This is a genomic window from Bacillus sp. ISL-75 (genome assembly GCF_018613095.1).
Genome location: NZ_JAGGQX010000027.1, coordinates 36,461 through 62,163, shown reverse-complemented (window position 1 = coordinate 62,163; position 25,703 = coordinate 36,461). Strand labels below are relative to the sequence as shown.

At 39.4% G+C, this 25,703-nt stretch carries 29 protein-coding genes, 1 pseudogene and 2 riboswitches; of the genes and pseudogenes, 23 read left to right on the top strand and 7 right to left on the bottom strand.

The genetic code is table 11. The annotated features are described in order from the left end of the window. Positions 1 to 155: 155 nt before the first annotated feature. The 6 genes from J7E63_RS12685 to J7E63_RS12660 all read right to left on the bottom strand — a co-directional run bounded on the left by J7E63_RS12685 (position 156) and on the right by J7E63_RS12660 (position 2,635). Positions 156 to 374 carry a hypothetical protein gene (locus tag J7E63_RS12685; RefSeq protein WP_215012680.1) on the bottom strand — a complete coding sequence of 73 codons (219 nt, stop codon included), beginning with the start codon at positions 372 to 374 and terminating at the stop codon, positions 156 to 158. Between the two features lie 133 nt (positions 375 to 507). After that, the gene (locus tag J7E63_RS12680) at positions 508 to 960 is read right to left on the bottom strand and encodes a hypothetical protein (protein ID WP_215012678.1); all 453 of its coding nucleotides are present in this window, start codon (positions 958 to 960) and stop codon (positions 508 to 510) included. 116 nt (positions 961 to 1,076) lie between these two features. After that, positions 1,077 to 1,322 carry a hypothetical protein gene (locus J7E63_RS12675; protein ID WP_215012676.1) on the bottom strand — a complete coding sequence of 82 codons (246 nt, stop codon included), beginning with the start codon at positions 1,320 to 1,322 and terminating at the stop codon, positions 1,077 to 1,079. A gap of 106 nt (positions 1,323 to 1,428) precedes the next feature. Then, positions 1,429 to 1,683: a hypothetical protein gene (locus tag J7E63_RS12670; RefSeq protein WP_215012674.1), complete on the bottom strand. Its 255-nt coding sequence runs from the start codon at positions 1,681 to 1,683 to the stop codon at positions 1,429 to 1,431. A 24-nt stretch (positions 1,684 to 1,707) separates the two neighbouring features. After that, a complete protein-coding gene (locus J7E63_RS12665; protein WP_215012672.1) occupies positions 1,708 to 2,190 on the bottom strand; it encodes a PH domain-containing protein in 483 nt (160 codons plus the stop codon). A gap of 250 nt (positions 2,191 to 2,440) precedes the next feature. Continuing rightward, the gene (locus tag J7E63_RS12660) at positions 2,441 to 2,635 is read right to left on the bottom strand and encodes a helix-turn-helix transcriptional regulator (RefSeq protein ID WP_215012670.1); all 195 of its coding nucleotides are present in this window, start codon (positions 2,633 to 2,635) and stop codon (positions 2,441 to 2,443) included. 162 nt (positions 2,636 to 2,797) lie between these two features. Between J7E63_RS12660 and J7E63_RS12655 the strand changes: the two genes are divergently transcribed. From J7E63_RS12655 to J7E63_RS12560, 20 genes and pseudogenes are all read left to right on the top strand, one after another. Continuing rightward, entirely contained in the window at positions 2,798 to 3,100 is a 303-nt protein-coding gene (locus J7E63_RS12655; RefSeq protein ID WP_215012668.1) for a hypothetical protein, read from the top strand. A gap of 80 nt (positions 3,101 to 3,180) precedes the next feature. Continuing rightward, a complete protein-coding gene (locus J7E63_RS12650) occupies positions 3,181 to 3,555 on the top strand; it encodes a glycosyltransferase (protein WP_215012666.1) in 375 nt (124 codons plus the stop codon). Positions 3,556 to 3,795: 240 nt separating this feature from the next. Then, positions 3,796 to 4,488 carry a M23 family metallopeptidase gene (locus tag J7E63_RS12645; RefSeq protein WP_215012664.1) on the top strand — a complete coding sequence of 231 codons (693 nt, stop codon included), beginning with the start codon at positions 3,796 to 3,798 and terminating at the stop codon, positions 4,486 to 4,488. Continuing rightward, complete coding sequence (locus J7E63_RS12640) at positions 4,467 to 7,136, top strand: ATP-binding protein (protein WP_215012662.1); 2,670 nt, start codon at positions 4,467 to 4,469, stop codon at positions 7,134 to 7,136. Before J7E63_RS12645 ends, J7E63_RS12640 begins: the two co-directional genes overlap by 22 nt. 127 nt (positions 7,137 to 7,263) lie before the next feature. After that, a riboswitch (FMN riboswitch) is annotated at positions 7,264 to 7,412 on the top strand. 148 nt (positions 7,413 to 7,560) lie between these two features. After that, positions 7,561 to 8,220 carry a riboflavin synthase gene (gene ribE / locus J7E63_RS12635; protein WP_215012660.1) on the top strand — a complete coding sequence of 220 codons (660 nt, stop codon included), beginning with the start codon at positions 7,561 to 7,563 and terminating at the stop codon, positions 8,218 to 8,220. 59 nt (positions 8,221 to 8,279) lie between these two features. Then, a pseudogene (gene ribB, locus J7E63_RS12630) lies at positions 8,280 to 8,903 on the top strand (3,4-dihydroxy-2-butanone-4-phosphate synthase); the annotation flags it as partial. Between the two features lie 25 nt (positions 8,904 to 8,928). Further along, positions 8,929 to 9,399, top strand: coding sequence for a 6,7-dimethyl-8-ribityllumazine synthase (gene ribH / locus J7E63_RS12625; protein ID WP_214716906.1), 471 nt, complete (start codon positions 8,929 to 8,931; stop codon positions 9,397 to 9,399). Positions 9,400 to 9,458: 59 nt separating this feature from the next. After that, positions 9,459 to 9,651: riboswitch (cobalamin riboswitch) on the top strand. A gap of 194 nt (positions 9,652 to 9,845) precedes the next feature. Further along, complete coding sequence (locus J7E63_RS12620) at positions 9,846 to 10,811, top strand: ABC transporter substrate-binding protein (RefSeq protein WP_215012658.1); 966 nt, start codon at positions 9,846 to 9,848, stop codon at positions 10,809 to 10,811. Beyond that, on the top strand, positions 10,777 to 11,838 hold the full coding sequence (locus J7E63_RS12615) for a FecCD family ABC transporter permease (RefSeq protein WP_215012656.1): 1,062 nt from the start codon (positions 10,777 to 10,779) through the stop codon (positions 11,836 to 11,838). Before J7E63_RS12620 ends, J7E63_RS12615 begins: the two co-directional genes overlap by 35 nt. Before the next feature lie 3 nt (positions 11,839 to 11,841). Beyond that, on the top strand, positions 11,842 to 13,308 hold the full coding sequence (locus tag J7E63_RS12610; protein WP_215012654.1) for a heme ABC transporter ATP-binding protein: 1,467 nt from the start codon (positions 11,842 to 11,844) through the stop codon (positions 13,306 to 13,308). Further along, a complete protein-coding gene (gene cbiB, locus J7E63_RS12605) occupies positions 13,305 to 14,288 on the top strand; it encodes an adenosylcobinamide-phosphate synthase CbiB (protein ID WP_215012946.1) in 984 nt (327 codons plus the stop codon). The genes J7E63_RS12610 and cbiB overlap by 4 nt, the downstream gene beginning before the upstream one ends. Next, the gene (gene cobD, locus J7E63_RS12600; RefSeq protein WP_215012652.1) at positions 14,245 to 15,321 is read left to right on the top strand and encodes a threonine-phosphate decarboxylase CobD; all 1,077 of its coding nucleotides are present in this window, start codon (positions 14,245 to 14,247) and stop codon (positions 15,319 to 15,321) included. Before cbiB ends, cobD begins: the two co-directional genes overlap by 44 nt. Next, positions 15,303 to 15,875 carry a bifunctional adenosylcobinamide kinase/adenosylcobinamide-phosphate guanylyltransferase gene (locus J7E63_RS12595; RefSeq protein WP_215012644.1) on the top strand — a complete coding sequence of 191 codons (573 nt, stop codon included), beginning with the start codon at positions 15,303 to 15,305 and terminating at the stop codon, positions 15,873 to 15,875. The genes cobD and J7E63_RS12595 overlap by 19 nt, the downstream gene beginning before the upstream one ends. Next, positions 15,872 to 17,380, top strand: coding sequence for a cobyric acid synthase (locus J7E63_RS12590; protein ID WP_215012642.1), 1,509 nt, complete (start codon positions 15,872 to 15,874; stop codon positions 17,378 to 17,380). Before J7E63_RS12595 ends, J7E63_RS12590 begins: the two co-directional genes overlap by 4 nt. Next, positions 17,377 to 18,165, top strand: coding sequence for an adenosylcobinamide-GDP ribazoletransferase (gene cobS, locus J7E63_RS12585; RefSeq protein WP_215012640.1), 789 nt, complete (start codon positions 17,377 to 17,379; stop codon positions 18,163 to 18,165). Before J7E63_RS12590 ends, cobS begins: the two co-directional genes overlap by 4 nt. After that, entirely contained in the window at positions 18,135 to 18,734 is a 600-nt protein-coding gene (locus J7E63_RS12580; RefSeq protein ID WP_308161948.1) for a histidine phosphatase family protein, read from the top strand. The genes cobS and J7E63_RS12580 overlap by 31 nt, the downstream gene beginning before the upstream one ends. Further along, positions 18,686 to 19,120 (top strand): bifunctional adenosylcobinamide kinase/adenosylcobinamide-phosphate guanylyltransferase, encoded by a 435-nt coding sequence (locus J7E63_RS12575; protein ID WP_215012636.1) that lies wholly within the window; start codon positions 18,686 to 18,688, stop codon positions 19,118 to 19,120. Before J7E63_RS12580 ends, J7E63_RS12575 begins: the two co-directional genes overlap by 49 nt. A gap of 15 nt (positions 19,121 to 19,135) precedes the next feature. Further along, a complete protein-coding gene (locus J7E63_RS12570; protein WP_215012634.1) occupies positions 19,136 to 19,720 on the top strand; it encodes a cob(I)yrinic acid a,c-diamide adenosyltransferase in 585 nt (194 codons plus the stop codon). A 1-nt stretch (position 19,721) separates the two neighbouring features. Then, positions 19,722 to 20,213: an ECF transporter S component gene (locus J7E63_RS12565; RefSeq protein WP_215012626.1), complete on the top strand. Its 492-nt coding sequence runs from the start codon at positions 19,722 to 19,724 to the stop codon at positions 20,211 to 20,213. After that, on the top strand, positions 20,210 to 20,926 hold the full coding sequence (locus tag J7E63_RS12560; RefSeq protein ID WP_215012624.1) for an ATP-binding protein: 717 nt from the start codon (positions 20,210 to 20,212) through the stop codon (positions 20,924 to 20,926). The genes J7E63_RS12565 and J7E63_RS12560 overlap by 4 nt, the downstream gene beginning before the upstream one ends. A gap of 17 nt (positions 20,927 to 20,943) precedes the next feature. Here J7E63_RS12560 and J7E63_RS12555 read toward each other — a convergent pair whose 3' ends face one another. After that, positions 20,944 to 23,046, bottom strand: coding sequence for a transglycosylase domain-containing protein (locus J7E63_RS12555; RefSeq protein ID WP_215012623.1), 2,103 nt, complete (start codon positions 23,044 to 23,046; stop codon positions 20,944 to 20,946). A 221-nt stretch (positions 23,047 to 23,267) separates the two neighbouring features. On the opposite strand from J7E63_RS12555, the gene J7E63_RS12550 reads away from it, so the two are divergent. The 3 genes from J7E63_RS12550 to J7E63_RS12540 all read left to right on the top strand — a co-directional run bounded on the left by J7E63_RS12550 (position 23,268) and on the right by J7E63_RS12540 (position 25,678). Next, positions 23,268 to 23,957 (top strand): ABC transporter ATP-binding protein, encoded by a 690-nt coding sequence (locus J7E63_RS12550; protein WP_215012621.1) that lies wholly within the window; start codon positions 23,268 to 23,270, stop codon positions 23,955 to 23,957. Continuing rightward, on the top strand, positions 23,954 to 25,303 hold the full coding sequence (locus J7E63_RS12545; protein WP_215012619.1) for an ABC transporter permease: 1,350 nt from the start codon (positions 23,954 to 23,956) through the stop codon (positions 25,301 to 25,303). The genes J7E63_RS12550 and J7E63_RS12545 overlap by 4 nt, the downstream gene beginning before the upstream one ends. Before the next feature lie 108 nt (positions 25,304 to 25,411). Beyond that, positions 25,412 to 25,678, top strand: coding sequence for a phage holin (locus J7E63_RS12540; RefSeq protein ID WP_088086936.1), 267 nt, complete (start codon positions 25,412 to 25,414; stop codon positions 25,676 to 25,678). Positions 25,679 to 25,703: the final 25 nt, after the last annotated feature.

The following is a 25,703-nucleotide window of genomic DNA, read 5'->3' as shown; positions in this document are numbered from 1 at the left end:
GAACTTAATTTATGACTGACCCCTAGACATGCTCTTATTAAAGAACGTGTCTTTTTTTTGGTGTATTTATAGTATTTTGTCAGTTTTTATAATACCATCATAACTGAAAATTTCCAATCTTATTACAATACCTGTTAATAAGCTACTAATATCCCTCATTCCCGAGGAGTTTCTTCTGCTAGGGCTTTTTTCATTCTAAACTTGGCCATTTCTAAGGCTTGTTCCCGGGTACCACCGTAACAATTCCAAATTGTTAAATCTCCATTTGAAGCTGAAGCCTTACACTCAAACCCTAAATCCCAAACACGATATTTAATTTTTCCACGACGATAATACCAAAACCAATCCCAAAATGCGTTTATCCACCACGGCAAATTTATCACCTCTCCTTACTACCTCAATTCGACAATAATTATGTAATGCCTATATTCATAAATGTATATTTTGTGGCAAAACAAAAACCCCTAATAATAGGGGCTTGTGCAAATTTTGATCTAGTTTATTTGATTACTTATTTTTATCATGGATGTCAGAAAGGATGTTATTCCAAATCTGGTCTTCTTCATGTTTAATTTCATCTTTATGCTTTTTAATCAACTCGTTATCTTTTTCAATAACATCCAAAATAAATTTATTTTCTTCAATATTGTTTAAAAAGTCCTTAACTAGATCAGTATTTGAGAATCCTTCTAAATACTCTGGGTCAAGGGAAGAATTTCTAATTAGTTCTCCTATTTCGTTAAGGTAAAGGGCAATCACCTTTTCAGTAATCAAATAATCTCCTTCTTTTTCTGGGAAAGAAGTGCCGTTAATATCACTAATCATCTCTTTTGTTGCCTTTACATGTAAATCAAGCCCTCCAAAGTGAGCCAATTGATGATCATCAACACCTTCTACACTAATTATTAAATCATGCCCATTTCTATCTACTGTATTTAGAACGAACTTACTCTTTTCCATTTTTCACCTCGAACAATTATTAGTTTCTTTTTACAAAAATAATAACAAATGTCATACATTGTATTCCACAAGGCTTTTTTGATTAAGTTTCAAAAAAGAAAAATTAAAAGCCCTTCTCAATCGAGAGGGGCTTTCTTCTCACGGAAAAACGTATATCCATCGCGATGCACTTCGACTCCAAGTTCTTTCCCTTCCTCCAGCGCTTGATTTAATCTAAACAAAGCCATTTCTTTTGCAGCTTCTTTCGTAGAGCCGTAGCAGTTCCACACTGAACAATCACTGGTGCTTGCAGTAGCCATGAAGCAATCCCTGAAATCATAAAATCTCATTTTAACCAATCTTCCGTTATGTTTAACTATCATTTAATCCACACACCTTATTAATTGATACATGGTGTATTAGACAAATTTAGAAAATACCCTTGTGAAGATTATGTGAAATAAAAAATAGCCCCAAAATCCATCGGGGCTAAAAAGGCAAATTATCCTCGTTCATAATCTTCCGAATTATATCTCTTTCTAAATCCCTGACCATCTGGGTGATGTCCTGGTCTCCATTCACAATAACTTTTTCTAATTCTGCACGATGAGAGTTATCCTTCTGAATTTGCTTCCAAAACTCTAACGCGATTTGTTCCAGTTTTCTTCCCCTATGTGGAAAGGATCCTGATTGTGTTGTTCTGTTGGAACTCGAGGTGTAATGTATTTCAATTAATACGTTCATTCTTTTCTTCCTTTATTGATCAATTCAACTTTTTGAAAAATCTCTTATTAATTTCACAATGCGGTCTAAACTATTTTCAGGTATATTCCTAATAGATCTATTCTTCGTACCTAATGTACCCTTAGTTTTTAACTCGAGAATTCCCAATTCCATTTGTGCAGCTCCGAAAGGGTTCGGGGCAATGTCAAAATCAACACCTTTGACATCTTTATATTGGACAATTTCGGTTTCAGCTCCTCCGAAAAGCCCACCTTTCATTGAAACCAAAATAAGCTTAACGTCAGTAATAACAATAAAACCGGTTTTTGTTAATTTAGGATTTGCCGTAGTAAAAGAAAATATTTGTTCACTTTCTCCTACAATTTTTTTAAGCGCAGTGATAGCGAATTCGTAAAATTTCCTTTCTGTTTTTGGAAACTCCAGTGAAATTTCCTCCATTTCTTTCAATGTAACTGGGTATTCAATAATTCCGAACCGATAATTTAATTTTGTGTATTTAGTAGTCATAATTTTTGCTCCTTCTTATTTTTATATGTAAATGAATTCCATATATCATTACGTAAATCCTTCAATAAAGTTTCAGAAAACAAAATAGGATAAATATTTTTATTATTCGTAAAGGACCATGCATTATTATTTACGCCCCCGCATATGCTTATAGCAAAAGCGAAGACTTGCTAGAAGCTTCCTTGCCCCAACTACATACTTTTATAAATTAGCACGTTTTAAGCCTTCCAGTTATAGCTGGAGGGCTTTTTTATTGTTCTTCATACCAAATATCCTCGATTAATAACCCTAGCGCTTTTGCGATACGATAAGCCACTGGTAATGAAGGAAGACGCTTTTTAGTTACAAGACTAGTCATTGTGGTGCTAGTGACTCCTGCTTTTTGACACAACCATTTTTGAGTTCTTCCTTCTTCCTCTAATATTTCTTTTAATCGACACTCCATATGTAAACTCCTTTACAAAAAAATATAAATGGACGTACATTATTATGAAAATAGGCGAATATCATTTATCAAATAACGAGTTACTAACTAGTTCGCAATTAATTATTAAAATCCTGCTAGTTATTAACTAGTTAATCAACACTTGCGAAGGAGACAACAACAGTGAGTATAAAAAGAATTCCTTTATGCTTAAATACTGAAGACCCAGAACAAAAAGAATTGTATGAATTTGTCTCATCTTTATCCAACGGAAAGAAAAGAAATTCAAGTGCATTTTTAAAATTGCTAGTGGATCGTGAGTACCAGAAGAAAAAAGATGGCTATTTAGAGGAAAAAAGAAAATTTGAACAGCAAAAAGAGACGCTAAAAGCGCCTCGTGTGGAAGTAATTAAAAGAGATATTAAGTATTTAACTAAGAACATTGACAAGGATTCCGATTGCGGCACCAATGGCTCCACCGATTAAAAATAACATATCAACAGCTCCTTAGATTGGTTTCTTCTATTATCAGCAAAATCAAAACGATTTATTCAGGAGGGAATGAAATGGCACGTACTGAGACAATTGATTTTAAGCAATTTGTGAAACAAGAAAAATACCCAGTGGGCGATTTACTCAAAATGCTCCAGGATAAAAACTTAATGAGAGTAGTATCCGTGGGAGGAGGTTTAATGGCTGTGATGGTTCCGAAATCAGCCTGGGCAGCTACAAAAGCATCAGCTGACCAAACTTTCGGAAATTTATGGGAAGCGGTTATGAATATTGTGGATTGGATTGTAGTCGGTGTGTTTGTGTTTGGTGGGGTAGCCTGGATGTTCGGACATCGACCAAAGGCACTGGAGCTATTGATAGGTGGTTCTGCCGGTTATATTTTGGCCCGTCATGCGATTGATATTCGGGACTTTCTAAAGAAGTTATAGGGAGTGATACTGATGAGTAAGTCGATTGCTTTTATAGAAAAGCTTTTGAAGATTGCCACAAAGACAGAAGATGTTGAGTTTTTTGTTCAATTGCTATTCGATTTGAAAAAAGGACGGTGACAGAGATGGGCACTAAAGCAATCATTATGTTATGTATCATTGGCTACCGGCTTTATTCTAAAAACAAACCGATTAAGCCTGTTAATTTCAACGCTTTTATCCGTAAAGGGGGTAAGGTGAATGAAATTTCAATTATCAAGTGATTATGGCGAGTTATCAGAAGTAAGAAATATGGTTCCCCATCATGGGATTGACCTGGCTATGCCAGAAGGAACGGATCTCCATACCGTTATGAATGGGGTTGTAGAGAAGGTAGTAGACTTGGGCACAAACAATTTAGGAAAAGGTGTCTTCATTCGAAACGAGGACGGTACACTTTCCATATATGGGCATATGTCTAACATCAAAGTGAAGATAGGCGAGCACTTACACGCTGGTGACTCCATTGGATTATCAGGAAACACGGGTAATTCAACCGGTGCTCATCTACATTATGGGATGAAAGATGCTGCCGGACAATGGGTGGATCCTACACCTGCTGCCGAACAGATTTCAAATATGCAAGGTAACGGGTTTCATTTCAGCGATGTGGGTCACTTCATTTTAGACAAATATAACTCTTTTGCTGATAAAGTCATCGGTGCCGAAATGCATGCAGCTGGCATCCCAACAAAAGAGACCTTTCAAGAAACGTTGCAACTTTGGCTCACCAATATAGGGCATACCTTAACGGACCTAATGCCCGAAATAGGAACAGGAATTACGATTGCTGCAGGTATTGCCATTATGTTCACTGGTAATTTTCCAAAGTATTTCACACGCTGGGGATTTGCGATGATGGGGGTGATCTCGTGGTTAATATTAGGGAAATAAAGTCCATTAAACTATCTGAGTATTTTGCTTATCAACAAAATAAAATGGTCACTTACCGAATCGTCCCTCACACGTCAGTGACCAATAACAGCAATTCAAAAATGTGGAGAGTCCTCCATAATATGTACGAAATTTATGATAAAATGCCATCGAGAATCAGCAGACAAGGATTCAAATATACGTATCGAGAAAAAGATACCGTTTGGTTTGACGTGATATTCAAACAGGAGAAAGATGAAAAACGCATTGAATTCTATGTTAGTACTACAGAAATATGGGTAAAAAAATTCCGTGAAATTCTTGGAAATTACATGAAAGTTACTGTCGAAGAAGTGGAAACAAAAGTATTGGAAATACCAAATAGTGATAAAGTTGTGCTCCAAGAGATTCGTCTTTCTAGGCATGATATATTTTCCCTCAGAGTAAATTCTACCGAACAAACTTCACCAATTGCCTCACTACTAACCGCACTAGATGATATTTCAATGGATGGAGACTTTGCAAGATTATCGATTTGTACAGAAACCTACGACCGAAAACAGTGGGCCCAGAACAGTCATTGGGCCAATGAAAAATTACAGAAGGGGGTAATTCCTGTTCGCTCCAGAATTACCTCCAGTAAATTTCAAAAAGCATTTAAGAAAGGTATAGGGACCTTTGCTAATGAAATTTATGACGTTCTAAACGATGTTATGAATGCTGTTGGCAATACCTTCTTCAAAAGCGACAAACCATTTGAGAAAAAGAAGATCATTGATAAGAAATCAGCTCTTATCGATGAGCTAAATTCAGGTAAGCTTAGCACTAAAACATTAGATAAGTTGAACGAGCCTGTATGGAAGACTTGGGTTCGAGTTGCAGCATATTCTGAAATGAAACTTCGGGCAGATCTCCAGGTAAATACGATTAGCAGCTCCTTCACAGAAATTGCGGGCGACAATGAATTATTACCTTATAAGGTACGCACAAAATGGAGGAGACGTGAAATCATTCAGGAGTTGAACACACTTCATTTATCTAAAACCACAAAAGCTGATGGAGACGTATCTTTATTATCCTGCGATGAGATCGCAAAGGTAGCCTTACAGATGCCTACTTCTATCATCCAGCAACGGTATGAAAATGAATTGTCTGTAAACAAAAAAGTGGAGACTGAAATCCCATCAATTTTTATCCACAAATTGTCCCCAGCTCATGTGAATATCAATGGTATTAAAGTAAGTATCGGAAGTAACAATATAAAACTGCTTTGTAAACCGTTAAAAATCAAAGCCCAGATGAGCAGCGGAATCTTAGTTGGTCATGCAGAATTAAAAGGCGAGGAAAAACCAATTCAAATTCCTCTCAATAATCCCGAGGAGACATATAAAGGGTACGTCGCCATGGGAGGTATGGGTAGTGGTAAAGATACCTTTATTCAAAATTTCGTGACAGAGGCTTCTTTAAATCACAATATTAGCTTTGTGGTGATTGACCAGGTGAATAAAGATGGATTACAAGGCATGGCAAACGGTATCCGAGATAGCCTTCCACCTGAAAGGATTATTGATATCGACTTATCAGATGAGAATTATTTACCACCACTAGATCTAACCGAGGTCATGGCTAAAATTGGCCGTAAAGGTGCAGATCGTTTTGCCAATGAGCTTATAGACTTTTTTGGAGATGTGGAATCGATGGGGCAAAGCCGGAAGATTTTAAGAGCCTTTGCCCAGGCATCGAACGGCAGCTTATACAATATTAAACGATTGCTGGAAGAAGAATCATTTAGAGAAGAAACAGCCAAACGATTACGGTTAGAAGGTAAGCCGAGGATCGCAGAAGAGATTGAAATTTATTTAAGCAAATATGAGTTAGTAGAAAAGAAAAATAACAAAGGGGAAATCACGTCGACCGAAATGAAATGCACGAAAGATGGCCAAAAGTCACTCGATGGAAAAGCGGGATCCATTCTGAATAGGCTAGATGAGTTTATGGGCGACTCCACTTTATTCGAAATATTTGCACAGCCCCCTAAAGCGGAAATGAACCTGGAGCAATGGATGAAGGAAGGCAAAGTTGTTATCTTTAGAGTGCCAGATCGGATTCTATCCACTGTTGCTGTACGGACTTTAGTACACTGGATTACCTTAAAAGTACTAATGACAAGGATGTTAATGACGGTAGAAGACCAAGGAAATGGTGCATTTATTGTTTATAACGAGCCTCAGACGTATCTCTCTGAAAATCCAGGTCTTGCTAAGCTGCTCTCGAGAATTGCCGTACAGGGTAGAAAGGAGCGTTTAGGGAGCATCTTTGCCTGCCATCATTTGGGTCAGTTAAAAGAGATATCGGAGGACTTAATTTCGGGCGGGGTGAATTGGCTGCTGTTTAAAAATGACAACGAAAATACCTTTAAAAAATTAGAGACTCAGCTGCAGCCGATCTCTATTGAATCTGCCTTAAATATCCCGAACACGAAAACCACGAGGCACGCGATCTGCGTCTTAAATTTTGGAGGAGAGCGCAAGCCAGCCTTTATGGTCCGAATGCTAAAACCGTCTTATGAAAGATACAAACCTTATGACAATTCATTTATCACTAAACATCACTCGAGGTTATACGGAAGGCATTTTGAAGAAATTGAAAGGATACTAGAAACAGCTTAATACAAGATTTACCGCATAAAATCCTTTTTTCAGCGCAAAATAGGGAGCTATTTTATTTGCATGTTTCGCTTTCCTAAAGTAATATAAACTTAATTGAATAATTAAACGACCGCATCGGTTAAGATACGGTCGCCTTCGGGGTCAGGTGAAATTCCTAACCGGCGGTGATGAAGCGATGCTTCTTAGTCCGTGACCCGGTTAACATATTATTGTTAAACGGTGGATCTGGTGAAACTCCAGAGCCGACAGTTAAAGTCTGGATGGGAGAAGGAAAAGACGGGATTAATTGTAGGGTGTAGTGTACCTATTTTTAACCCTTTATTTTCTATTGTCTTTTATAGGACCCTGAGGACTTATTGTCTTCAGGGTCTTTTTCATTTTAGGGTAAGAATTTAAGTGGAACCATAGTAAGGAGAAGGAAATTATGTTTACTGGAATTATTGAGGAAATTGGGGTAGTCGCGAACATCCAGCGGACTGGCGAGTCGTTTGTTTTAGCCATTGAGGCAAAAAAAATACTTAATGATGTTCACCTTGGCGACAGTATTGCGGTCAACGGGGTATGTCTTACGGTGACATCCTTTACGGGTAAGCTGTTTACGGTAGATGTTATGCCCGAAACGGTCAAAGCTTCAAGTTTAAATATGATAAAGCGAGGTTCCAAAGTAAATCTTGAGCGGGCGATGGCAGCAGGTGGAAGGTTTGGCGGCCATTTTGTCTCAGGACATATCGATGGAACAGGCATAATTAAAAGTAAACAGTCCTTCGAAAATGCCGTCTACTATGAGATTGAAGCAGAGCAGGATATATTAAAATATGTAATCTTAAGAGGGTCTATAACGGTAGATGGGACAAGTTTGACTGTTTTTGCGGTAACGGAAAATAGTTTTACACTATCGATCATCCCCCATACATTGTCGGAAACGATTTTGGGACTAAAGGGGTCAGGGGATATCGTTAATCTAGAATGCGATATGATTGGTAAATACGTTGGCCATTTTATCAATAACCTTTCAAGTGATACAGCGCAAAAGCGTAAGACAGGGATAACGGCACAATTTTTAGCAGACAATGGCTTTAATTAAATTTTGGTTGGAAAAGTCTAGTTTTAATTGGTATGTAATTTTGAAAGGAGAGATGTGGCGTGTTTAATACGATTGACGAAGCTCTTGCTGATTTAAAAGAAGGAAAGGTTGTTATTGCCTGCGATGATGAGAACAGGGAAAATGAAGGGGACTTTATTTCTCTTGCTGAAAAAGCAACGCCTGAGGTTATAAATCTTATGGCCACTCACGGAAGAGGTCTAATCTGTGTTCCTATTGACGAGGCATTAGCTCAAAAGCTCGACTTACATCCAATGGTTTCCAAGAACACGGATCCAAATCGAACAGCTTTTACCGTAAGCATTGACCATAAATTTTCTACCACGGGCATTTCTGCATTTGAACGTTCAGCAACGGTGTTGAGTATGGTTGACCCGGAATCAAAAGCATCTGATTTTTTAAGACCAGGGCATATGTTTCCATTAATTGCTAAAAAAGGCGGAGTCTTGAGCAGAACAGGGCATACAGAAGCAGCTGTAGACCTTGCAATTTTATGCGGTGCCAAGCCTGCTGGTGTCATTTGTGAAATCATGAATGACGATGGCACGATGGCACGTGTCCCACAGCTGCGCAAAATTGCTGATAAGCTAAACATTAAAATGATAACGATTAAAGATTTAGTAGAATACCGAAACAACAAGGAAAATTTAGTTAAGCGGGAAGTTTAAAACAAATTTAGGAGGCATACTCATGGGTAATATTTTTGAAGGAAATTTAGTTGGCTCAGGATTAAAAGTTGGAATCGTGGTTGGACGTTTTAATGAATTCATTACAAGTAAACTATTAGGCGGTGCACAGGATGCACTTAAAAGACATGGCGTCAGTGAGACAGACGTAGATATTGCCTGGGTACCAGGTGCATTTGAGATTTCATTAATCGCCCAAAAAATGGCTAATAGTAAAAAATATGATGCAGTTATCACGCTTGGCACAGTCATTCGCGGCTCTACTCCTCATTTTGACTTTGTTTGTAATGAAGTGGCAAAAGGGGTTTCCGCAATTAATTTAAGTAGTGGTATTCCGGTTATTTTTGGTGTGTTAACCACGGATTCTATTGAACAGGCAATTGAGCGTGCTGGGACTAAGGCGGGTAATAAGGGATGGGATGCCGCTTCGGCTGCAATTGAAATGGCCAATTTGTGCAGAACGATTGAACTATAAAATTATAGCAAAAAAACATGTACAATTCATGTCAACTTTTCTATAATGAATTTAACAAAAAATATTTTTAAAAATTAGGTGCTAAAATCTTTTCGAGAGATTTTCAGCTTAAAAGGGAAGTTTGGTATAAGCCAACGCGGTCCCGCCACTGTAAATGAGAGCAACCTATATGGTGCCACTGTCGACTACGATGGGAAGGCATAGGAAGCGATGATCATGAGCCAGGAAACCTGCCTAATACTTGTGCGCCAATAAACCTACGAGGATGGGACGGTGTTGAAGGCTAGACTCCCTTTACTTATTGCTAGTAACCTGAATCTAATCATACCAACATCTCCATTACTTAGTGGAGATGTTTTTTGTTTTTATCCAAGCCATTTTGTTTTTGCACAAGAAGATTTATTTTTTGTTACATAATATTTATTACACTGAAAGTAGGGAGAAAAATGAAGAAATTGTATTCATTGCTGTTAGTAGTATTATTAACAGTAGGAGTTTTAGCAGGTTGTGCTGAAAAGAAAGACCAAGTTAAGGAAGAGAATAAATCCAGCGTTGAGAAGAAAACAGCGGAAATAACCTATCCAGTTACACTTACAGATGCTACCAAAACTAAAGTTATTATCGAAAAGAAACCTGAAAAGATCGTTTCATTAATTCCAAGTAATACAGAAATTGCATTTGCATTAGGACTTGACAAAGAAGTGGTGGGCGTGTCTGATTTCGATAATTATCCGGAAGCCGCGACGAAAAAAGAAAAAATCGGCGGACAGGAAATAAACTTAGAAAAAATCATTTCCTTAAAACCAGATTTAGTGCTAGCACATGCATCGTCTGCTCATAATTCTGAAGCAGGGCTTCAGCAGCTTAAAGATGCCGGAATTACCGTTTTGGTTGTTAATGATGCGCAAAATTTTGACCAAGTTTATGATTCCATTGATATGATTGGGAAAGCTACCGGTGAAACAGCGAAAGCCGATGAAATGATTACAGGGATGAAGGATAAATTGGCTGAAATTAAAGCAAAGGCTGGGGAAATAAAAGAAAAGAAAAAGGTATTAGTTGAGGTTTCACCGGCTCCAGAAATTTATACACCTGGAAAGAATACCTTTATGGATCAAATGCTAAGTTCGATTAATGCTGAAAACCTTGCAAATGATCAAGAAGGCTGGATTAAAATTGATCAAGAAGCGATGATTAAACGGAATCCTGATGTTATCGTCACAACATACGGGTACTATGTTAAAAATCCGGCAGAACAAGTTTTAAGCAGAAAGGGCTGGGAAACGGTCAACGCTGTAAAAAATAAGCATGTAGTCGATGTGGATTCTGATCGCGTGACTCGCTCAGGCCCTCGGATCGTTGAAGGAGTAGAAGATCTTGCAAAGGCTGTCTATCCTGAGATTTTTAAATAATAAGTATTTAGCCTATATAATAGCTGGAATGTTCCTTGTTCTAGCTTTTTTATTAGGGATTTCAATTGGAACAGTTTCGGTTCCAATCTTAACAATTATTAAGATTATCAGTGCGAAAGTTTTTGGGGTTATTTCATTGGAGACAATTGACCCTATGTATTCAAGTATTGTCCTTAACATTCGCTTACCTAGAGTGATTTTATCAGGTCTTGTCGGGGCTTCTCTTGCAATTGCAGGGGCAGCCTTTCAAGGACTGTTAAGAAACCCGTTAGCAGATCCTTATACACTAGGTGTATCCTCCGGGGCGTCTGTTGGAGCGGTGTTGACACTGTTTTTCCATCTATCGATTCCTTTTATTGGTTCCTTCACATTACCATTGCTAAGTATTTTATTTTCCTTTTTAACCATCTTTTTAGTCCTTTCTTTCGCCAGTAAAATAGAGCGCTCGATGAGAGTGGAAACGATTATTTTAACAGGGATAATTTTTAGCTCCTTCTTAGGGGCAATTATTTCGCTGATGATTGCACTGACTGGGGATGAGCTCCGGCAAATTATTGGCTGGCTATTAGGAAGTGTATCGATGAGAGGCTGGGAGTACATAAAGATCATTTTGCCATTTTTTATCATTGGCTCAGGCCTGCTGATTTTTAATGCAAAGGAACTAAACGCCATGTCGTTTGGGGAAGAGCGGGCACAGCATTTAGGAGTCAATGTTCAAAAAAGAAAGCTAATTATTTTAACAGCTGGCTCCATCTTAACAGGAGCGGCGGTTGCGGTGTCAGGCACCATTGGCTTTGTCGGGTTAGTGATTCCTCATTTATCTAGATTATTATGGGGACCCGATCATCGGCATCTCCTTCCTTTATCGATCATAACAGGAAGCGGTTTTTTAATCTTAGCTGACTTAATTTCAAGGACAATCATATCTCCTACTGAATTACCGATTGGTGTCATCACTGCTTTAATTGGTGCACCTGTATTTGCAATAATCCTGCTCCAAAGAAAAAGGATGGAAAGAAGTGGTTAGAGAATGCTTAGTGTTCAACAGGTTTCCGGTGGATACTCGGGTGAAGCCGTTCTGAAAGACATTTCTTTTGATGTGAAAAAGGGAGAATTATTTGGGATATTGGGGCCAAATGGAAGTGGAAAGACAACCCTTTTGAAAATGCTTAGTGGAATTTTGCCTATCCAAAAAGGTGAGATTTTTATCAATCGGAAACGGCTGCAGGAATACAAAACAAAACAACTGGCCCAAATGCTTGCCGTTCTTTCACAACATTCATCACAATCATTCTCTTACACAGTAAAAGAAACGGTCTCGCTTGGCCGTTATGCACATCAAAAGGGGTTATTTCAAACCTGGAATAAAGCCGATGAAGAGGTTGTCCAGCGAGTAATGAAGCAAATTGGTGTTTCCAGATTCCAAAATAAAAATATTCAAGAATTATCAGGCGGTGAAAAACAAAGAGTATTTCTTGCCCAAGCTTTGGCCCAAGAGCCTGAAATACTTTTGTTAGATGAACCCACGAACCATTTGGATTTGTCGTATCAAAAGGAATTATTAGATTTCTTAAAACAATGGACGTCAGAAAATGGATTAACAGTCATCTCTATTTTTCACGATTTAAACCTTGCCGGGCTTTATTGTGATCGATTGCTCCTTCTCGAAAATGGAAGAATTAATATCGATCATATTCCGAATGAGGTGCTTCGGGAAGAACGAATAAGGGATGTGTATCATACAGACATTCAAAAACATCCCCATCCTAAAGTAGCTGCACCGCAAATGGTTTTACTGCCAAAAGTGAATAAGGAAGTTGTCGATTTTGAACTAGATGAGTCGATGCTGCATATTTCAGAAGAATATATTGAGTTAACATCCCCCCTGCCATTAAGGACGATGTCATCTGGAGTGATTGGTTCGGGAACAGGCTGGCACCAAACATTTGTCAACCGTCATGTTCACAAGGGTTACAGCTGTAGTGACCATCGCTCAGAAATGGCTTCATTTTTAAAATCAAACGGGTTTGAACCCTCGGAAACTGTTGGCATGATGACCGCAGTTGTCCTCGAAGATGTAGTATACAAGCGGTTTGAACATAATAGTTTCTCGATATTTGCAGTTGTGACAGCAGGAGTAGGAAATGCGATTGATGCTTCGAAAAGTGAACAGCATACATTTGAAATGACACCCGGAACAATCAATACCTGGATTTTTGTGAGCGGAGAGCTGACAGAGGAAGCTTTTATTCAAAGTATCATGACCGCAACTGAAGCGAAGGTTAAGGCATTGAATGATCTAAAGGTAATCGATGAAGTCACCGGAACGATCGCCACCGGTACATCGACAGATAGTATCTTAATTGCTGCTACTCAAACGGGTGAAGTATTAGAATTTGCGGGTACGATTACCCCGTTAGGCAAGCTTATTAGCAAGGCAGTTTATCAGTGCACGATCGAAGCGATTCAAAAATCCAGCAAGAGGAAATGCAAATGATCGTCCATCATTTAATCTCAATCACAGTTGCCTATATTATTGACCTGTTTATTGGGGATCCACCCGATTGGCCCCACCCTGTAAGATGGATTGGAACGATGATAACATTTTTTGAAAAACGTTGGAATAATGGCAAGTCTAAGCGGTGGAAAGGGGTGGCCATGCTCCTTTTTATATTACTCTTAGTTTTTTTCATCGTTTTGGTATTAGTTCTAATTGGATATAGGCTTCATCCTGTTGTTGGTGTTTTAGTGGAAAGTATGATTATTTCTACTTGCATTGCTCAAAAAAGCTTGAAGGTGGCTTCTCTAGAAGTCTATCGTCCATTAATAGAAGGGGACCTTCCTGAAGCAAGGAAAAAACTATCCTATATTGTTGGCCGTGATACAGATTCCTTGGATGAGAGTGAAATCGCTCGCGGCACGATTGAGACTGTGGCCGAAAATACTAGTGATGGAGTGACGGCCCCCTTGTTTTGGGCACTGATTGGCGGAGCCCCGCTGGCGATGGTTTATCGCGCAGCCAATACTTGTGATTCGATGGTGGGTCACATGAGCGCTAGATATAAAGAGTTTGGCTGGGCGTCTGCAAAATGGGATGATGTGATGAACTGGGTTCCAAGTCGATTAACTGGGATCATCATGCTGATAGGAAAACGTCCCGTAAGGATGCCTTATAGAAAAGCTTGGGCGATTTTATTCCGTGATGCGAAAAAGCACCCGAGCCCGAACAGCGGCTGGGGGGAAGCGGCTGTCGCAGCTATTTTAGGGATACAGCTTGGCGGAATCAATTATTATAAAGGATTGATATCGAACCGGGCAAAAATGGGTGAACCCATTCAGACCATCCAAGCGGAACATATCATCACGGCCAATCAAATTCTTAGCAAAACGGTCTTTTTATTTTTACTATTTTTATGGATAGGGGGAATAGTCCTTGAATTGGCCGTCACATGGCTCGAATCCTCAATATTTATATGAGGCAATGGGCCTTGCACTCCCGTTGCAGTTTATTGATTTTAGCGCAAATATCAATCCACTTGGTCCGCCATCTGTGTTAAAAGAAAAATGGCCGGATTTTTTTCAAGAAATTAATGTTTATCCAGATCCCTATGCAACACAGCTGAAGGAAAGGATTGCAAAATCGGAGCAGACCCCGATCGATACAATCCTAATTGGAAATGGAGGAGCAGAGCTTATTACGCTGCTTGCCCGTATGCTTGCCGGCAAAAAAGTCGGCATCGTGGAACCCACTTTTTCGGAATATGAACAAGCATGTCGGGCAAACAAATGTGAAATTGTCTACCATCAACTAGTGGAGCCCAACTTTGAATTGAATTCGGTCAATTTACACTCGAATTTGATGGATGCAGATGCTTTGTTTTTGTGTAATCCAAACAATCCAACAGGTATTTACTATCCGGCCTCTAAGATTATTTCGATCATAGAGGAATGTGAAAAGCGGGATTGCCTTGTCATCTTGGATGAAGCATTTTTTGATTTTTTAATAGAATATGAATCATTGGTTCCATACATAAACAAGTTTTCAAATTTAATTATTATTCGCTCACTGACAAAAATGTTTGCGATTCCAGGAATACGCTTGGGATATTTAATCGCTCAGCCAGCGATTGTTTCGAGCCTTAGCCAGTTGCAATCACATTGGAGTACCAATACCATTGCGTTATTAGCAGGGGAACTTTGTCTGCAAAATGAATTTTTTATTAAAGAGACACAGGCATATATTAGTCATGAGCGGAAAAGGCTGTTTGCCTTTTTTACACAGAAAGAATTTGTGGTTTCGTCTTCCAACGTGAATTTCTATTTATTGAAGGATCCGCATTTCAAAGATCAGTTTGCGTTGTTTGAGTTTCTTCTACATCAAGGCATCATTCCAAGGCATACCTTTAATTTTCCTGGTCTAGAGGGAAGATGGCTTCGGTTTGCCATAAAAAGTAATCAAGAAAATAATCAACTAATGGAAGTGTTGGCGAAATGGCGTCATCATCATTAATCTTCATAACAGGCGGAGTAAGAAGTGGGAAGAGCAACTTTGCTGAGAGGAAAGCAGTAGAGATCGCTCGTAAGACAGGCTGCAAGCTTACCTATCTGGCAACCGGTGTTCCTTCTGATCAAGAAATGAAGGAACGAATTGAAAAGCACCAACGCGATCGAGATTCAGCGAATTACCGGTGGAAAACGTTTGAACAGTCTGTTCAAATTGGGAAAATTGCTGATGACTTTCATGGCGAGGATGTTATTTTGTTGGATTGTGTCACAACTCTATTAAATAATGAATTGTTTTCTTCTGAGCAAGCGTGGGATGAACGTTTTTTAGAAACGGTTAAAGAAAATGTGATTACAGGGATTACTTTGATAAAAAATCGTGCTCGGACAATAATTGTCGTCAGTAATGAAGTATTAAACGAGCCGTTACTTGGCAATGATCTGGTGTTTACCTATGGCCGCTTGCTGGGCCAAATCCATCAATATTTAGTCAAGGAAGCGGAGTTAGTGTTTTTAGTGGAGGCAGGGATTCCTATTGTAATGAAGGGAGTAACGCAATGAAAGGAATCATGATTCAGGGTACGGCTTCAGATGTGGGCAAAAGTCTAATCGTAACGGCGTTGTGCCGAATACTTGCCAATGAGGGAGTAAAGGTCGCTCCATTTAAATCTCAAAACATGTCCAATAACTCATACGTGACACAAGACGGTAAAGAAATTGGCAGAGCACAAGGGATTCAGGCGGAAGCAGCTAGAGTGGAGCCAACCGTTTGGATGAACCCTATTCTATTAAAGCCAAAGTCAGATCAGCATGCAGAAATTGTTTATCTAGGAAAAGCGATCGAAACCCTTTCGGGACGAGGATATCGGGATCATTTTTATGAAAAAGGGGTAGAGGTAATTAAGAATTCTCTACATCAGCTGGCCGATGAATATGATGTAGTGGTGATTGAGGGAGCAGGCAGCCCGGTTGAAATCAATTTAAAGGACCGCGAGTTGGTCAATATGAAGGTAGCCGAACTAGCCGATGTACCAGTTATACTGGTTGCTGATATTGATCGCGGCGGGGTCTTTGCTAGTATTGTTGGCACACTTGAATTATTGGAGCCTTACGAAAGGCAACGAGTTGTCGGTGTAATTATCAATAAATTCCGCGGAGATATCAACCTATTTGAAGATGGAGTTCAGTGGCTGGAAGAGAAAACGGGTGTACCTGTATTAGGTGTATTACCGTTTGTGGAAAATCATATGATTGATGGTGAGGACTCATTATCGATTCGCAGCCAATTTTCTAATCGGAATGAAGGGACAATTGATATTGCCGTCATCCACCTGCCGTTTATTTCAAATTACAGTGATCTGGAACCATTTTTATTTGAAAAAGATGTTTCGCTCCGTTTGGTCCATCATGCGAGTGAGTTTGGACAGCCAGATGCCGTTATTATTCCGGGTACAAAAAGTACGATTAGCGACTTGAAAAATTTAAGAGATAAACAGTTAGATATCTTAGTCCAAGCATACGTAGCAAATGGCGGCTATATTGTTGGGATTTGTGGCGGGTATCAAATCCTTGGCGGATATTTGATCGATGAAGTTGGTTCCGACACTGGGATACGGAACCACAAGGTGAAGGGGTTAGGAGTGATTCCTGCTGCAACCACTTTTTATAAAGAAAAGGAAACAAATCGAGTCACTGCCCAGTATCACAAGCGGATAGAATTACCAATTCACCAGCCAATCGTAGGGTATGAAATCCATTTAGGAAAGACTATCTTTTCTAAAAAAGGATGTCCATTTTTAACATTAGCAAACGGGGAAGACGAAGGCTATTTCGCAAATGACGGTCAAATCATTGGAACGTACCTTCACCATCTATTTCATAATGATGAGTGGAGAAATCACTGGTTAAACATGATTCGGAAAAGGAAAGGACACCCTGCTAAAGAAATCCATTCAATTAGCGAGTTTAAAGACAAAAGATTTGATTCTATCGCTGCCGAAATGAAAAGTCATCTAAAATGGGATCTGATTAAAAAGATTATCAATCAATGGGGTTCAAAAACATGAAGTTCTTGAAAGGTTTCTTGATTAATATTCAATTCTTTACAGCAATCCCTATCACACTCGAGTTACCAATGGATAAAGACCATCTTAAAAAGGCAGTCCAAGCCTTCCCACTCGTTGGATTAATACAAGGGATCATTTATTCAGCGGTATTTTATCTGAGTCTTGAATTTACTCCTTTTTCCCATCTTGCCTGTGCATTCTTGCTTTGGCTGGCAACGATTCTCCTGACCGGAGGAATTCATCTGGATGGCTGGATGGATGCAAGTGATGCTTATTTTTCCTATCAAGATCAAGGGAAAAGGCTGGAAATTATGAAGGATCCAAGAACGGGTGCATTTGGTGTTCTCTCCATCCTTGTTTTATTAAGCTGTCGGTTTCTATTTATGTATGAGAGTACAGCAAAGGTCGAAAACACACTATTTATCATGATTGCTGTCATCCCTTTTTTAAGTAAAACCGTCATGGGTGTTCTGTTGTTAACGGTAAAGTCCGCCAAGAATGAGGGGCTGGGCGCGTTATTCCAGAGTGCGGCGAAACCGCAGGCCCTTTGGCCGTATCCTATTATTTTAGTTGGTGTTCTAATTCTGGTTAGTTTATTCATAAAAGGATTCTTCTTAATAGGTTTATTGATTTTGGCTGCAGCCTGCTGTTTATTCCTTTTTCGTCGGAAAGCTGTGAAATGGTTCGGTGGAATTACGGGGGATGTATTAGGTGCGGCTGTTGAAGGGACTGAGTTAATCCTGTGGATGACGGTGTGGTTATTGCATTATTTCGTCATGGTGTAACAGAAGAAAATAGACGAAAAGCCTATCTAGGGTGGAACGATTCGCCGTTATGTCCGGAATCAAAACCTATATCGGTAACAAACAGCTATCAGCGCTATTTTTCTAGTGATTTGCAAAGATGTACTGATACAGCAGAAATATTATTTCCAAACTCTAGCCCCTATTTATTAAAAGAATTACGAGAAATGAATTTCGGTCAATGGGAAGGGAATACGTACGAAGACTTGAAAGAAAATAGACATTATCGGCAATGGCTGGCAGATCCTGTTACGCATTGTCCGCCCGACGGTGAATCATTTGATGAGTTCACCAAGAGAGTTGATGCTGGCTGGGCTAGGATGATTGAAGAGGTTCTCTCTTCCAGATTGCAGAGTTGTGCAATGATCACTCATGGCGGGGTGATTAGATATCTTTTATCTAGGTTTGCCCCACACCAAAAAGAATTTTGGGAGTGGCAGGTTAATCATGATCAGGGGTTCGAACTCATATTTGAAAAAGAATCTTTAAGGAGGGGGACGCGGTGCACTTTATTATTGGAGGTGCCTTTAACGGCAAACGGGCTTGGGTAAAGAATACCTACACTGTTTACGAGAATAAACAGTGGGTCTCAGCTTATGATAACCATTCTCTCCCGATAAATTTAATTGATTTTGGCAAGGATGTGATGATCCTTGAGGGTGTAGAAATATGGTTGAAAGATTTAACTGTGACATATGATGCCGACAAGTGTCGAGAGATTTGGAATAAATGTCTCGAGAATTGGCTTTCTTGGGAGCAGGAAGCTCTACATCGCCAATTAATTGTGATTGGGACGGATATTACAAAAGGAATTGTGCCATTGGAAGTAGAAAATAGATTGTGGCGGGATGTAACAGGATGGGCCTATCAAGATATCGCCGCAAAATCAGCTAAGGTTGACGTCATTTGGTATGGATTAAATCAAACGATTAAGTAAAGGGGAGAAGTTTCAATGAAAATTTACACAAGAACAGGTGACAAAGGAAAAACAAGCATAATTGGTGGCAGGGTAGACAAAGATGATACCCGTGTGGAAGCCTATGGAACGGTAGATGAAGTGAATTGTTTTGTCGGTCAGGCGATTCAAGAGCTTAACCCCAAATTATTTAAGGACGTGCTTGATGATCTGGAGAAAATTCAACATGAATTATTTGATTGTGGGGGCGATCTTGCTAATGTGACTGAGAAGCGTGTAATAAAGCTGCAGCAAGAATCGATTGATTACCTTGAAAAGAAAATAGATGAATATATTAAAGAGGCACCAGAGCTTGAACGGTTTATTTTACCGGGTGGTACCAAGCCATCGGCATCGATTCATATTGCTAGAACGGTGACTAGAAGAGCGGAAAGATTAGTTGTTAAGCTAGTCAAGGCTGATTCGAAAACACCTGAATTAGCCTTAATGTACTTAAACCGCTTATCAGATTATTTCTTTGCATTGGCTAGAGTTATAAACTTTCGATTAAATGTCAACGACGTTGAGTATGTGCGCAGTGCAAAAGTATTCAGGGATGGGAAGCGTAAGGAGGAAAAGTAGTATGAAGGGAAAAGTGGTGAGCGGGCTGGCCATGTTAACAGCATTGTCAGTTGTCGGAGCAATGATTAAAATTCCAGCCATTGTCGGCAGTGTCGCATTGGATGTTTTTCCTGCGCTATTGGCAGCAGTCCTGTTTGGAGCGAGGGCTGGAGCAGTTGTGGCTGCATTTGGTCATCTGCTATCCGCTCTAATAGGTGGTTTCCCATTGGGTCCAATGCACTTTTTAATTGCTGTCGAAATGGCAGTGCTCGTTTGGATGTTTGGACGTCTTTATAAAAACAATAAGGTTTTAGCAAGTGTGCTCTTCATTATTGGGAATGCATTTGTTGCTCCCTTACCATTTATGTTTTTAATGAATGTCGGTTTTTATTTAGGAATTGTCCCTTCATTGCTAATCGGTTCGGTCATCAATATTGTAATCGCATTGGCAGCAATTCCACGGCTTTCTTCATTGGACACTTTTGGCTTAGCGAAGCGGGAAGAAAAATTATGAGAGATATTATAACCATTCCTTTTAACGATACGGACTCCCTCATGATTGCTTGTGATAATAGCGGAGCCATTGGGATGAAAGAAAAAGACCTTGTTCATGTCACATACGAAACAGTAGCTTATTATTCGTTTAGAGTTGCTGCTATGGAATGTATGGCAGCAGGCGGGGAGCCCGTTTCAGTGGTGCTCCACAACTTCTGCGGAAATGAACCATGGGACGAGTTAGTTTCAGGAATACAAAAAGGGCTGCATGAACTAAATTTATCGGATGTACGGATAACTGGTAGTACAGAAAGTAACTTTTCACTCATGCAATCTGCTCTTGGTTTAGTCGTTCTAGGGAAAAAGTCTATTGCTCGAACGACAGAGCTAGCTTACTCTAACCAATTGAAAGTTGCAGTGGTAGGCAGGCCTCTTGTTGGAAACGAAGTGATTGAACAAAAGGATCAAGTTGCCCCTCTTTCGGTTTTTCAGGAGGTCAGCATGATTCATGATGTAATGGTCTGGCCGGTTGGATCCAGAGGGATTTTATATGAGATCAATCAGATGTTCCCTATTGAAGGATTTTCACAGGAAATGATCATCTCAAACGTGGATATTATAAAATCTGCTGGTCCAGCTACCTGTTTTTTGGCCGTGTATGATCCAGGACAAGAAGAAACAGTAATGAAAACAGCAGGAAGATTTTTCAATCTATTGGAAATAAAAAAATAGCACGCATCGATTGCGTGCTATTCACCACTATTCTTAACTTTTTCAGCTAATGAATTTACGGCCTCGCCGAGCTTATATAAAGCTTTATCCAAGCCCTTTTTCCATCCTGGGGCTTGTTCTTTTATGGTTTCACCTAGTTTTTGTGCATTTTCATTTAGTTCCTTGCTAATCTTCTTCGCCTGTTCATTGAATTTTAAATTAGGCGGAGCTTCACCGGCAAGCTGTGCATTAATTGAAGAAACTTCGAATCGTTCTTTCGGAAGATGCTGAATAGATTCTTTCATCATCTCTTTAAAAATCGGCACCACATTGGCCGAACTCGCACTTGGCAGGTAATGCTGCCGGTCGGTTTGGTCAAATCCTAACCAGATTGCCCCGACAAGATTTGGAGTATATCCAACCATCCATTGATCCTTTGTTCCACTGACATCCTTAAATGGTAATTGGGTAGATCCAGTTTTTCCGGCGAGTTGCACTCCGGAGATTCGGGCGCGTCTACCCGTCCCGGATTCTACTACATTTAAGAGCATCGAAGTCATTTCATCCGTGACCTCTTCTGACGTCACTTTTGTGGTTTTCGCTTCCCGCTCTGCTAAAACATTTCCAGTCGGCCCAACAATTTTAGTAATGAAGTGGCTATCTTCACGCTTCCCGCCATTTGGGAAAGCTGAAAAAGCGTTTGCCATTTGAAGGGGGGAGACCCCTTGACTCATCCCTCCCAGTGCGATTGCCAGGTTTTTATCTTCTTTTGTAACAGGGATGCCAAACCTTTTTAATGAATCGATCCCTTTATCTAGGCCAATCTTATTTAACAGCCACACAGCCGGGATATTCAGCGATTTCTCAAGTGCCTTATACATTTCAACCTTTCCTTCATATGTTTTTGAAAAATTTTCTGGTTTGTAATTTCCGAAGGTGGTTGGTTCATCGACAAGCTTGGATGAATAGTTGTATCCTTCTTCAAGAGCAGGTGTATATACTGCCAATGGTTTGATCGTTGACCCAGGCTGTGCACGTAATTGTGTTGCTCGGTTAAAGCCTCGGAATACATGCTCACCGCGGCCTCCAACAAGGGCTAGTACTCCCCCTGATGCTGGGTCCATTAGGACGGAACCGCTTTGAACTAATTTACCCCCTTGGCTCCTTGGGAACAAGTAGTTTTTACTATAGACCTTTTCAAGTCCAGACTGAAGATCTTGATCCAAAGCAGTATATATTCGATAACCTCTTGTTAATATTTCTTCCTGTGTTATACCGTATTTATTGATAGCTTCATTTAAAACAGCATCGACATAATAAGGGTATTTTCGTTCAACAAAGCTCCCACCGCCATCGTGAAGACGAATCTTTTCTTTTTTAGCCTCGGTATACTGTGAATTATTAATCATACCTAGTTCTTTCATTTTTGCTAAAACAGTATTTCGTCTCTTCATGGCTAAATCATAGTTATTATAAGGGTCCAGATAATTTGGTGAATGCAATAGTCCGGCTAGCATTGCTGCCTCACTGACCGTGACATCCTCGATATTTTTATTAAAATACTTTTTTGATGCATTGCTAATACCCCAGGCACCGCTCCCGAAGTAAACCTGATTGATATACATTTGCAGAATCTCGTTTTTGGTATAAACCTTTTCGATTTTTACCGCTAAAAATAATTCCTCAGCTTTTCGTTTATAGGTACGTTCTGGTGAAAGAAGGGCATTCTTCGTTAGCTGTTGCGTTAAAGTACTTCCACCACCCGTAATTCTTCCCGCAAACAAATTACTGAAAAAGGCACGGGCAATTCCTTTGATATCAAAACCACCATGCTGATAGAAGCGTTCGTCCTCAATGGCAACGACAGCATTGGGTACATACTTTGGCAAGTCCTCAATTTTTACGCCTTTTGTCCGATTAGTAGCGACATTGCTAGCTACTTTTCCATTTTTATCATAAATAACTGTCGGTTGACTGAGACCCTGCTTTAATGATTGAACATTTGCTCTCATCGCGAGCCAGCCGAAATAGAGGATGGTCGCTAAAACAACCACTAAGATCATTAATAAGAATATTTGTGTTAAATGTTTCTTTTTCCAGAAACGAACGATTTTTTCCCAAAATGGATGCAATTTCTCCATGTGATCTCCTTACTTTAAAAGAGTAATTTTTAATTCTTTTATTATAAATTTTATCGAATTAAAAGACTAGTAAAAACCATTTGGCTATTATTATTCCCCCTTGGAACAAATAAAACTTAATTACGTCTAACAAGTAGATAAAAAAATATTTTAAATTTGTGTAGGGTTCATTAAAAAAACTTCGTCTATTAGGTGTAATGAATGGGAAACAGGAGGAAATAATGATTACGATAAAAAATTTAAGCCATGATTTTGTGATTGGAAAAAAAGGAAGACAAACAATTATTCCGGTACTTAGAGATATTTCTTTGACGGTCGAAAAAGGTGAAATTGTTACGATTGTTGGCAGGAGTGGTTCTGGGAAATCGACGCTTCTTAATTTAGTGAGTGGCTTCATTCATCCGAAAGAGGGTGAAATTTGGATCAGCGGGGAAAAGGTATCAGATCTGAATGAAACGAAATTTGCAGATTTTCGGATTAATAATCTAGGATTTATTTTTCAAAGCTTTCAATTGATTCCGAGCATGACTGCCTTTCAAAACGTGGAGCTGCCGCTAATATTAAAAGGTATTAACGAAAAGGAACGAAAAATCCAAACGGATGAAATGCTTAAAAAAGTTGGTCTGCTAGATTACCAGGATCATTATCCAGGAGAATTATCAGGCGGGCAGCAGCAGCGGGTAAGTATCGCCCGTGCCTTAATTGTTAATCCCCCGATTATTCTTGCCGATGAACCGACCGGCAGCCTTGATAGTGAAACAGAGGAAGAGTTATTGAAATTCATTAAGGAATTAAATACGGATTTAGGAATCACCTTTTTGATTATCACCCATGATGATAGGGTGGCCGATATCGGCAACCGAAAGATTGAGTTAAAAGATGGCCGCATTGTCGAGGGGGTGCTGTTATGAAGTTAAAAGATCAATTCCGCTTCGTCCGCCAGAATATGAAGAAAAATAGAACGAGAGTATTTATGACGATTCTTGCGACAGCAATGGGTTGTGCCTTCTTAATTGTTCTCGCCTCCGTCGGGTTTGGCTTACAGAAATCAGTGGTAAAGGAAATTACAGAACGCAGGGTAATCACCCAAATCGATGTTCACGGCAAAGAAACAAAAGATCAAGGGGTTTTTCGTCCTTTAAACGATAAAGATATTCAAATTTTTGAAAAAGTTAAAGATGTTAAAGCAGTCACAAGAAGGAAAATGTTACAACAGGAAAGCACCTATACGATTGGGAATTATCAAGAAGGAACGCAAACCTTTGTGGCAAATTTTCCGGCAGAGATTAAAGCTGGTTTTGAATTATCCGCAGGCAGGCTGCCAAAGGGGAAAGATGAAGTGGCTGTAGGCTATAATTTCCTAACTAATCTTGCAGATAAGGATGCTGGCGATGATTTGTACGATGAAAAGGGAAAAGTTAAAGCAGAGTATATCTATAAAGGCGAATTGCTTGGCAAGGAAATTAAGTTAACGATCAGGCAGTTTAAAGAGGGCAAACAAGTAGAAAAAACGATTCCATTGAAGGTTGTTGGCATCTCTAAAAAGCCAACGAAAGAATGGGCAGAAGACCGAAGTGTCTTTATTTCGGATGACATGTTAACAGAAATTGAGACGTTTACTGGAACACCAAAAGGGTTTCTCCTTGATGCAAATAGTGAAGTTCCTGGCGACCTCAATGATCATAAAAATTCTTATGATGAAGTAAAAATCTATGCCAAAAACATGGAAGCTGTCCAAAGTATCTCTGATCAATTAAAAGAAAAGAACTATGCTTCGTATTCTGTCGTAAATGAACTAAAAGAGGTAAATATCGTCTTCATGATTGCAAAAGCAGGACTCATATTTATTGGAACGATTGCCATTTTAATCGCTTCTATCGGAATTTATAATACGATGACGATGGCGGTGACCGAGCGGGCCCCTGACATTGGAATTATGAAAGCAATCGGTGCGAATCCAAAAACGATTAAACGAATTTTTCTGCTTGAAAGCAGTTATATTGGGTTAATCGGTGCACTCATTGGTACAGTCGTTTCCTATGGGATTAGCTATGCGGTGAATTTTGCGATTCCATTAATTATCAAACAGGCATTTGGTCAAGAATCGGACTTAGACTTAATCTTTAGCGACATCCCGCTTATTTTACCAATCATTTGTATTGTAATTTGTTATGGTGTTACGATTATCTCAGGATTTCGACCAGCACAGCGGGCAACAAAAGTTGATGTATTAAAAGCAATGCGGAGAGAAGTTTAGTTACGAGGTTATCCAATGAAATTCCGCACCATTCGTGGACAACCAATTCCTAGTCCAAGCATATGTTAATAGAAAGATTGTTTAACATAAAGGAAAGGGCTGGGGAAGATGATTAACTGGAAGGTCCGATTAAGAAACCGAAACTGGGTTATCGCGTTTGTATCTCAAATTATGATTGTTGCTCAAATGGTGTTTGCCTGTTTAAATTCCTTTGGGATCATTGATTTTCAACTCACTGATGCTATTCAAAATTCTGTGTTAACCTTTTTAAATGCTGTATTTGTATTGCTGTCTATGTTAGGAATCGTACAGGATCCAACCACCAAGGGCTATGGGGACAGTGAACGGGCATTAAAATACAAGGACCCAAATTAATCTAATGAAAACAGGCTACCTGCAT

What these genes read in the sequence shown, in the direction of transcription:
- J7E63_RS12680 (WP_215012678.1), bottom strand. Translation starts at nt 960, where the DNA reads ATGGAAAAGAGTAAGTTCGTTCTAAATACAGTAGATAGAAATGGGCAT.
- J7E63_RS12675 (WP_215012676.1), bottom strand. Translation starts at nt 1,322, where the DNA reads ATGATAGTTAAACATAACGGAAGATTGGTTAAAATGAGATTTTATGAT.
- J7E63_RS12670 (WP_215012674.1), bottom strand. Translation starts at nt 1,683, where the DNA reads ATGAACGTATTAATTGAAATACATTACACCTCGAGTTCCAACAGAACA.
- J7E63_RS12665 (WP_215012672.1), bottom strand. Translation starts at nt 2,190, where the DNA reads ATGACTACTAAATACACAAAATTAAATTATCGGTTCGGAATTATTGAA.
- J7E63_RS12660 (WP_215012670.1), bottom strand. Translation starts at nt 2,635, where the DNA reads ATGGAGTGTCGATTAAAAGAAATATTAGAGGAAGAAGGAAGAACTCAA.
- J7E63_RS12650 (WP_215012666.1), top strand. Translation starts at nt 3,181, where the DNA reads ATGGCACGTACTGAGACAATTGATTTTAAGCAATTTGTGAAACAAGAA.
- J7E63_RS12645 (WP_215012664.1), top strand. Translation starts at nt 3,796, where the DNA reads ATGAAATTTCAATTATCAAGTGATTATGGCGAGTTATCAGAAGTAAGA.
- ribE (WP_215012660.1), top strand. Translation starts at nt 7,561, where the DNA reads ATGTTTACTGGAATTATTGAGGAAATTGGGGTAGTCGCGAACATCCAG.
- ribH (WP_214716906.1), top strand. Translation starts at nt 8,929, where the DNA reads ATGGGTAATATTTTTGAAGGAAATTTAGTTGGCTCAGGATTAAAAGTT.
- J7E63_RS12620 (WP_215012658.1), top strand. Translation starts at nt 9,846, where the DNA reads ATGAAGAAATTGTATTCATTGCTGTTAGTAGTATTATTAACAGTAGGA.
- J7E63_RS12610 (WP_215012654.1), top strand. Translation starts at nt 11,842, where the DNA reads ATGCTTAGTGTTCAACAGGTTTCCGGTGGATACTCGGGTGAAGCCGTT.
- cbiB (WP_215012946.1), top strand. Translation starts at nt 13,305, where the DNA reads ATGATCGTCCATCATTTAATCTCAATCACAGTTGCCTATATTATTGAC.
- J7E63_RS12595 (WP_215012644.1), top strand. Translation starts at nt 15,303, where the DNA reads ATGGCGTCATCATCATTAATCTTCATAACAGGCGGAGTAAGAAGTGGG.
- J7E63_RS12590 (WP_215012642.1), top strand. Translation starts at nt 15,872, where the DNA reads ATGAAAGGAATCATGATTCAGGGTACGGCTTCAGATGTGGGCAAAAGT.
- cobS (WP_215012640.1), top strand. Translation starts at nt 17,377, where the DNA reads ATGAAGTTCTTGAAAGGTTTCTTGATTAATATTCAATTCTTTACAGCA.
- J7E63_RS12570 (WP_215012634.1), top strand. Translation starts at nt 19,136, where the DNA reads ATGAAAATTTACACAAGAACAGGTGACAAAGGAAAAACAAGCATAATT.
- J7E63_RS12565 (WP_215012626.1), top strand. Translation starts at nt 19,722, where the DNA reads ATGAAGGGAAAAGTGGTGAGCGGGCTGGCCATGTTAACAGCATTGTCA.
- J7E63_RS12560 (WP_215012624.1), top strand. Translation starts at nt 20,210, where the DNA reads ATGAGAGATATTATAACCATTCCTTTTAACGATACGGACTCCCTCATG.
- J7E63_RS12555 (WP_215012623.1), bottom strand. Translation starts at nt 23,046, where the DNA reads ATGGAGAAATTGCATCCATTTTGGGAAAAAATCGTTCGTTTCTGGAAA.
- J7E63_RS12550 (WP_215012621.1), top strand. Translation starts at nt 23,268, where the DNA reads ATGATTACGATAAAAAATTTAAGCCATGATTTTGTGATTGGAAAAAAA.
- J7E63_RS12545 (WP_215012619.1), top strand. Translation starts at nt 23,954, where the DNA reads ATGAAGTTAAAAGATCAATTCCGCTTCGTCCGCCAGAATATGAAGAAA.
- J7E63_RS12540 (WP_088086936.1), top strand. Translation starts at nt 25,412, where the DNA reads ATGATTAACTGGAAGGTCCGATTAAGAAACCGAAACTGGGTTATCGCG.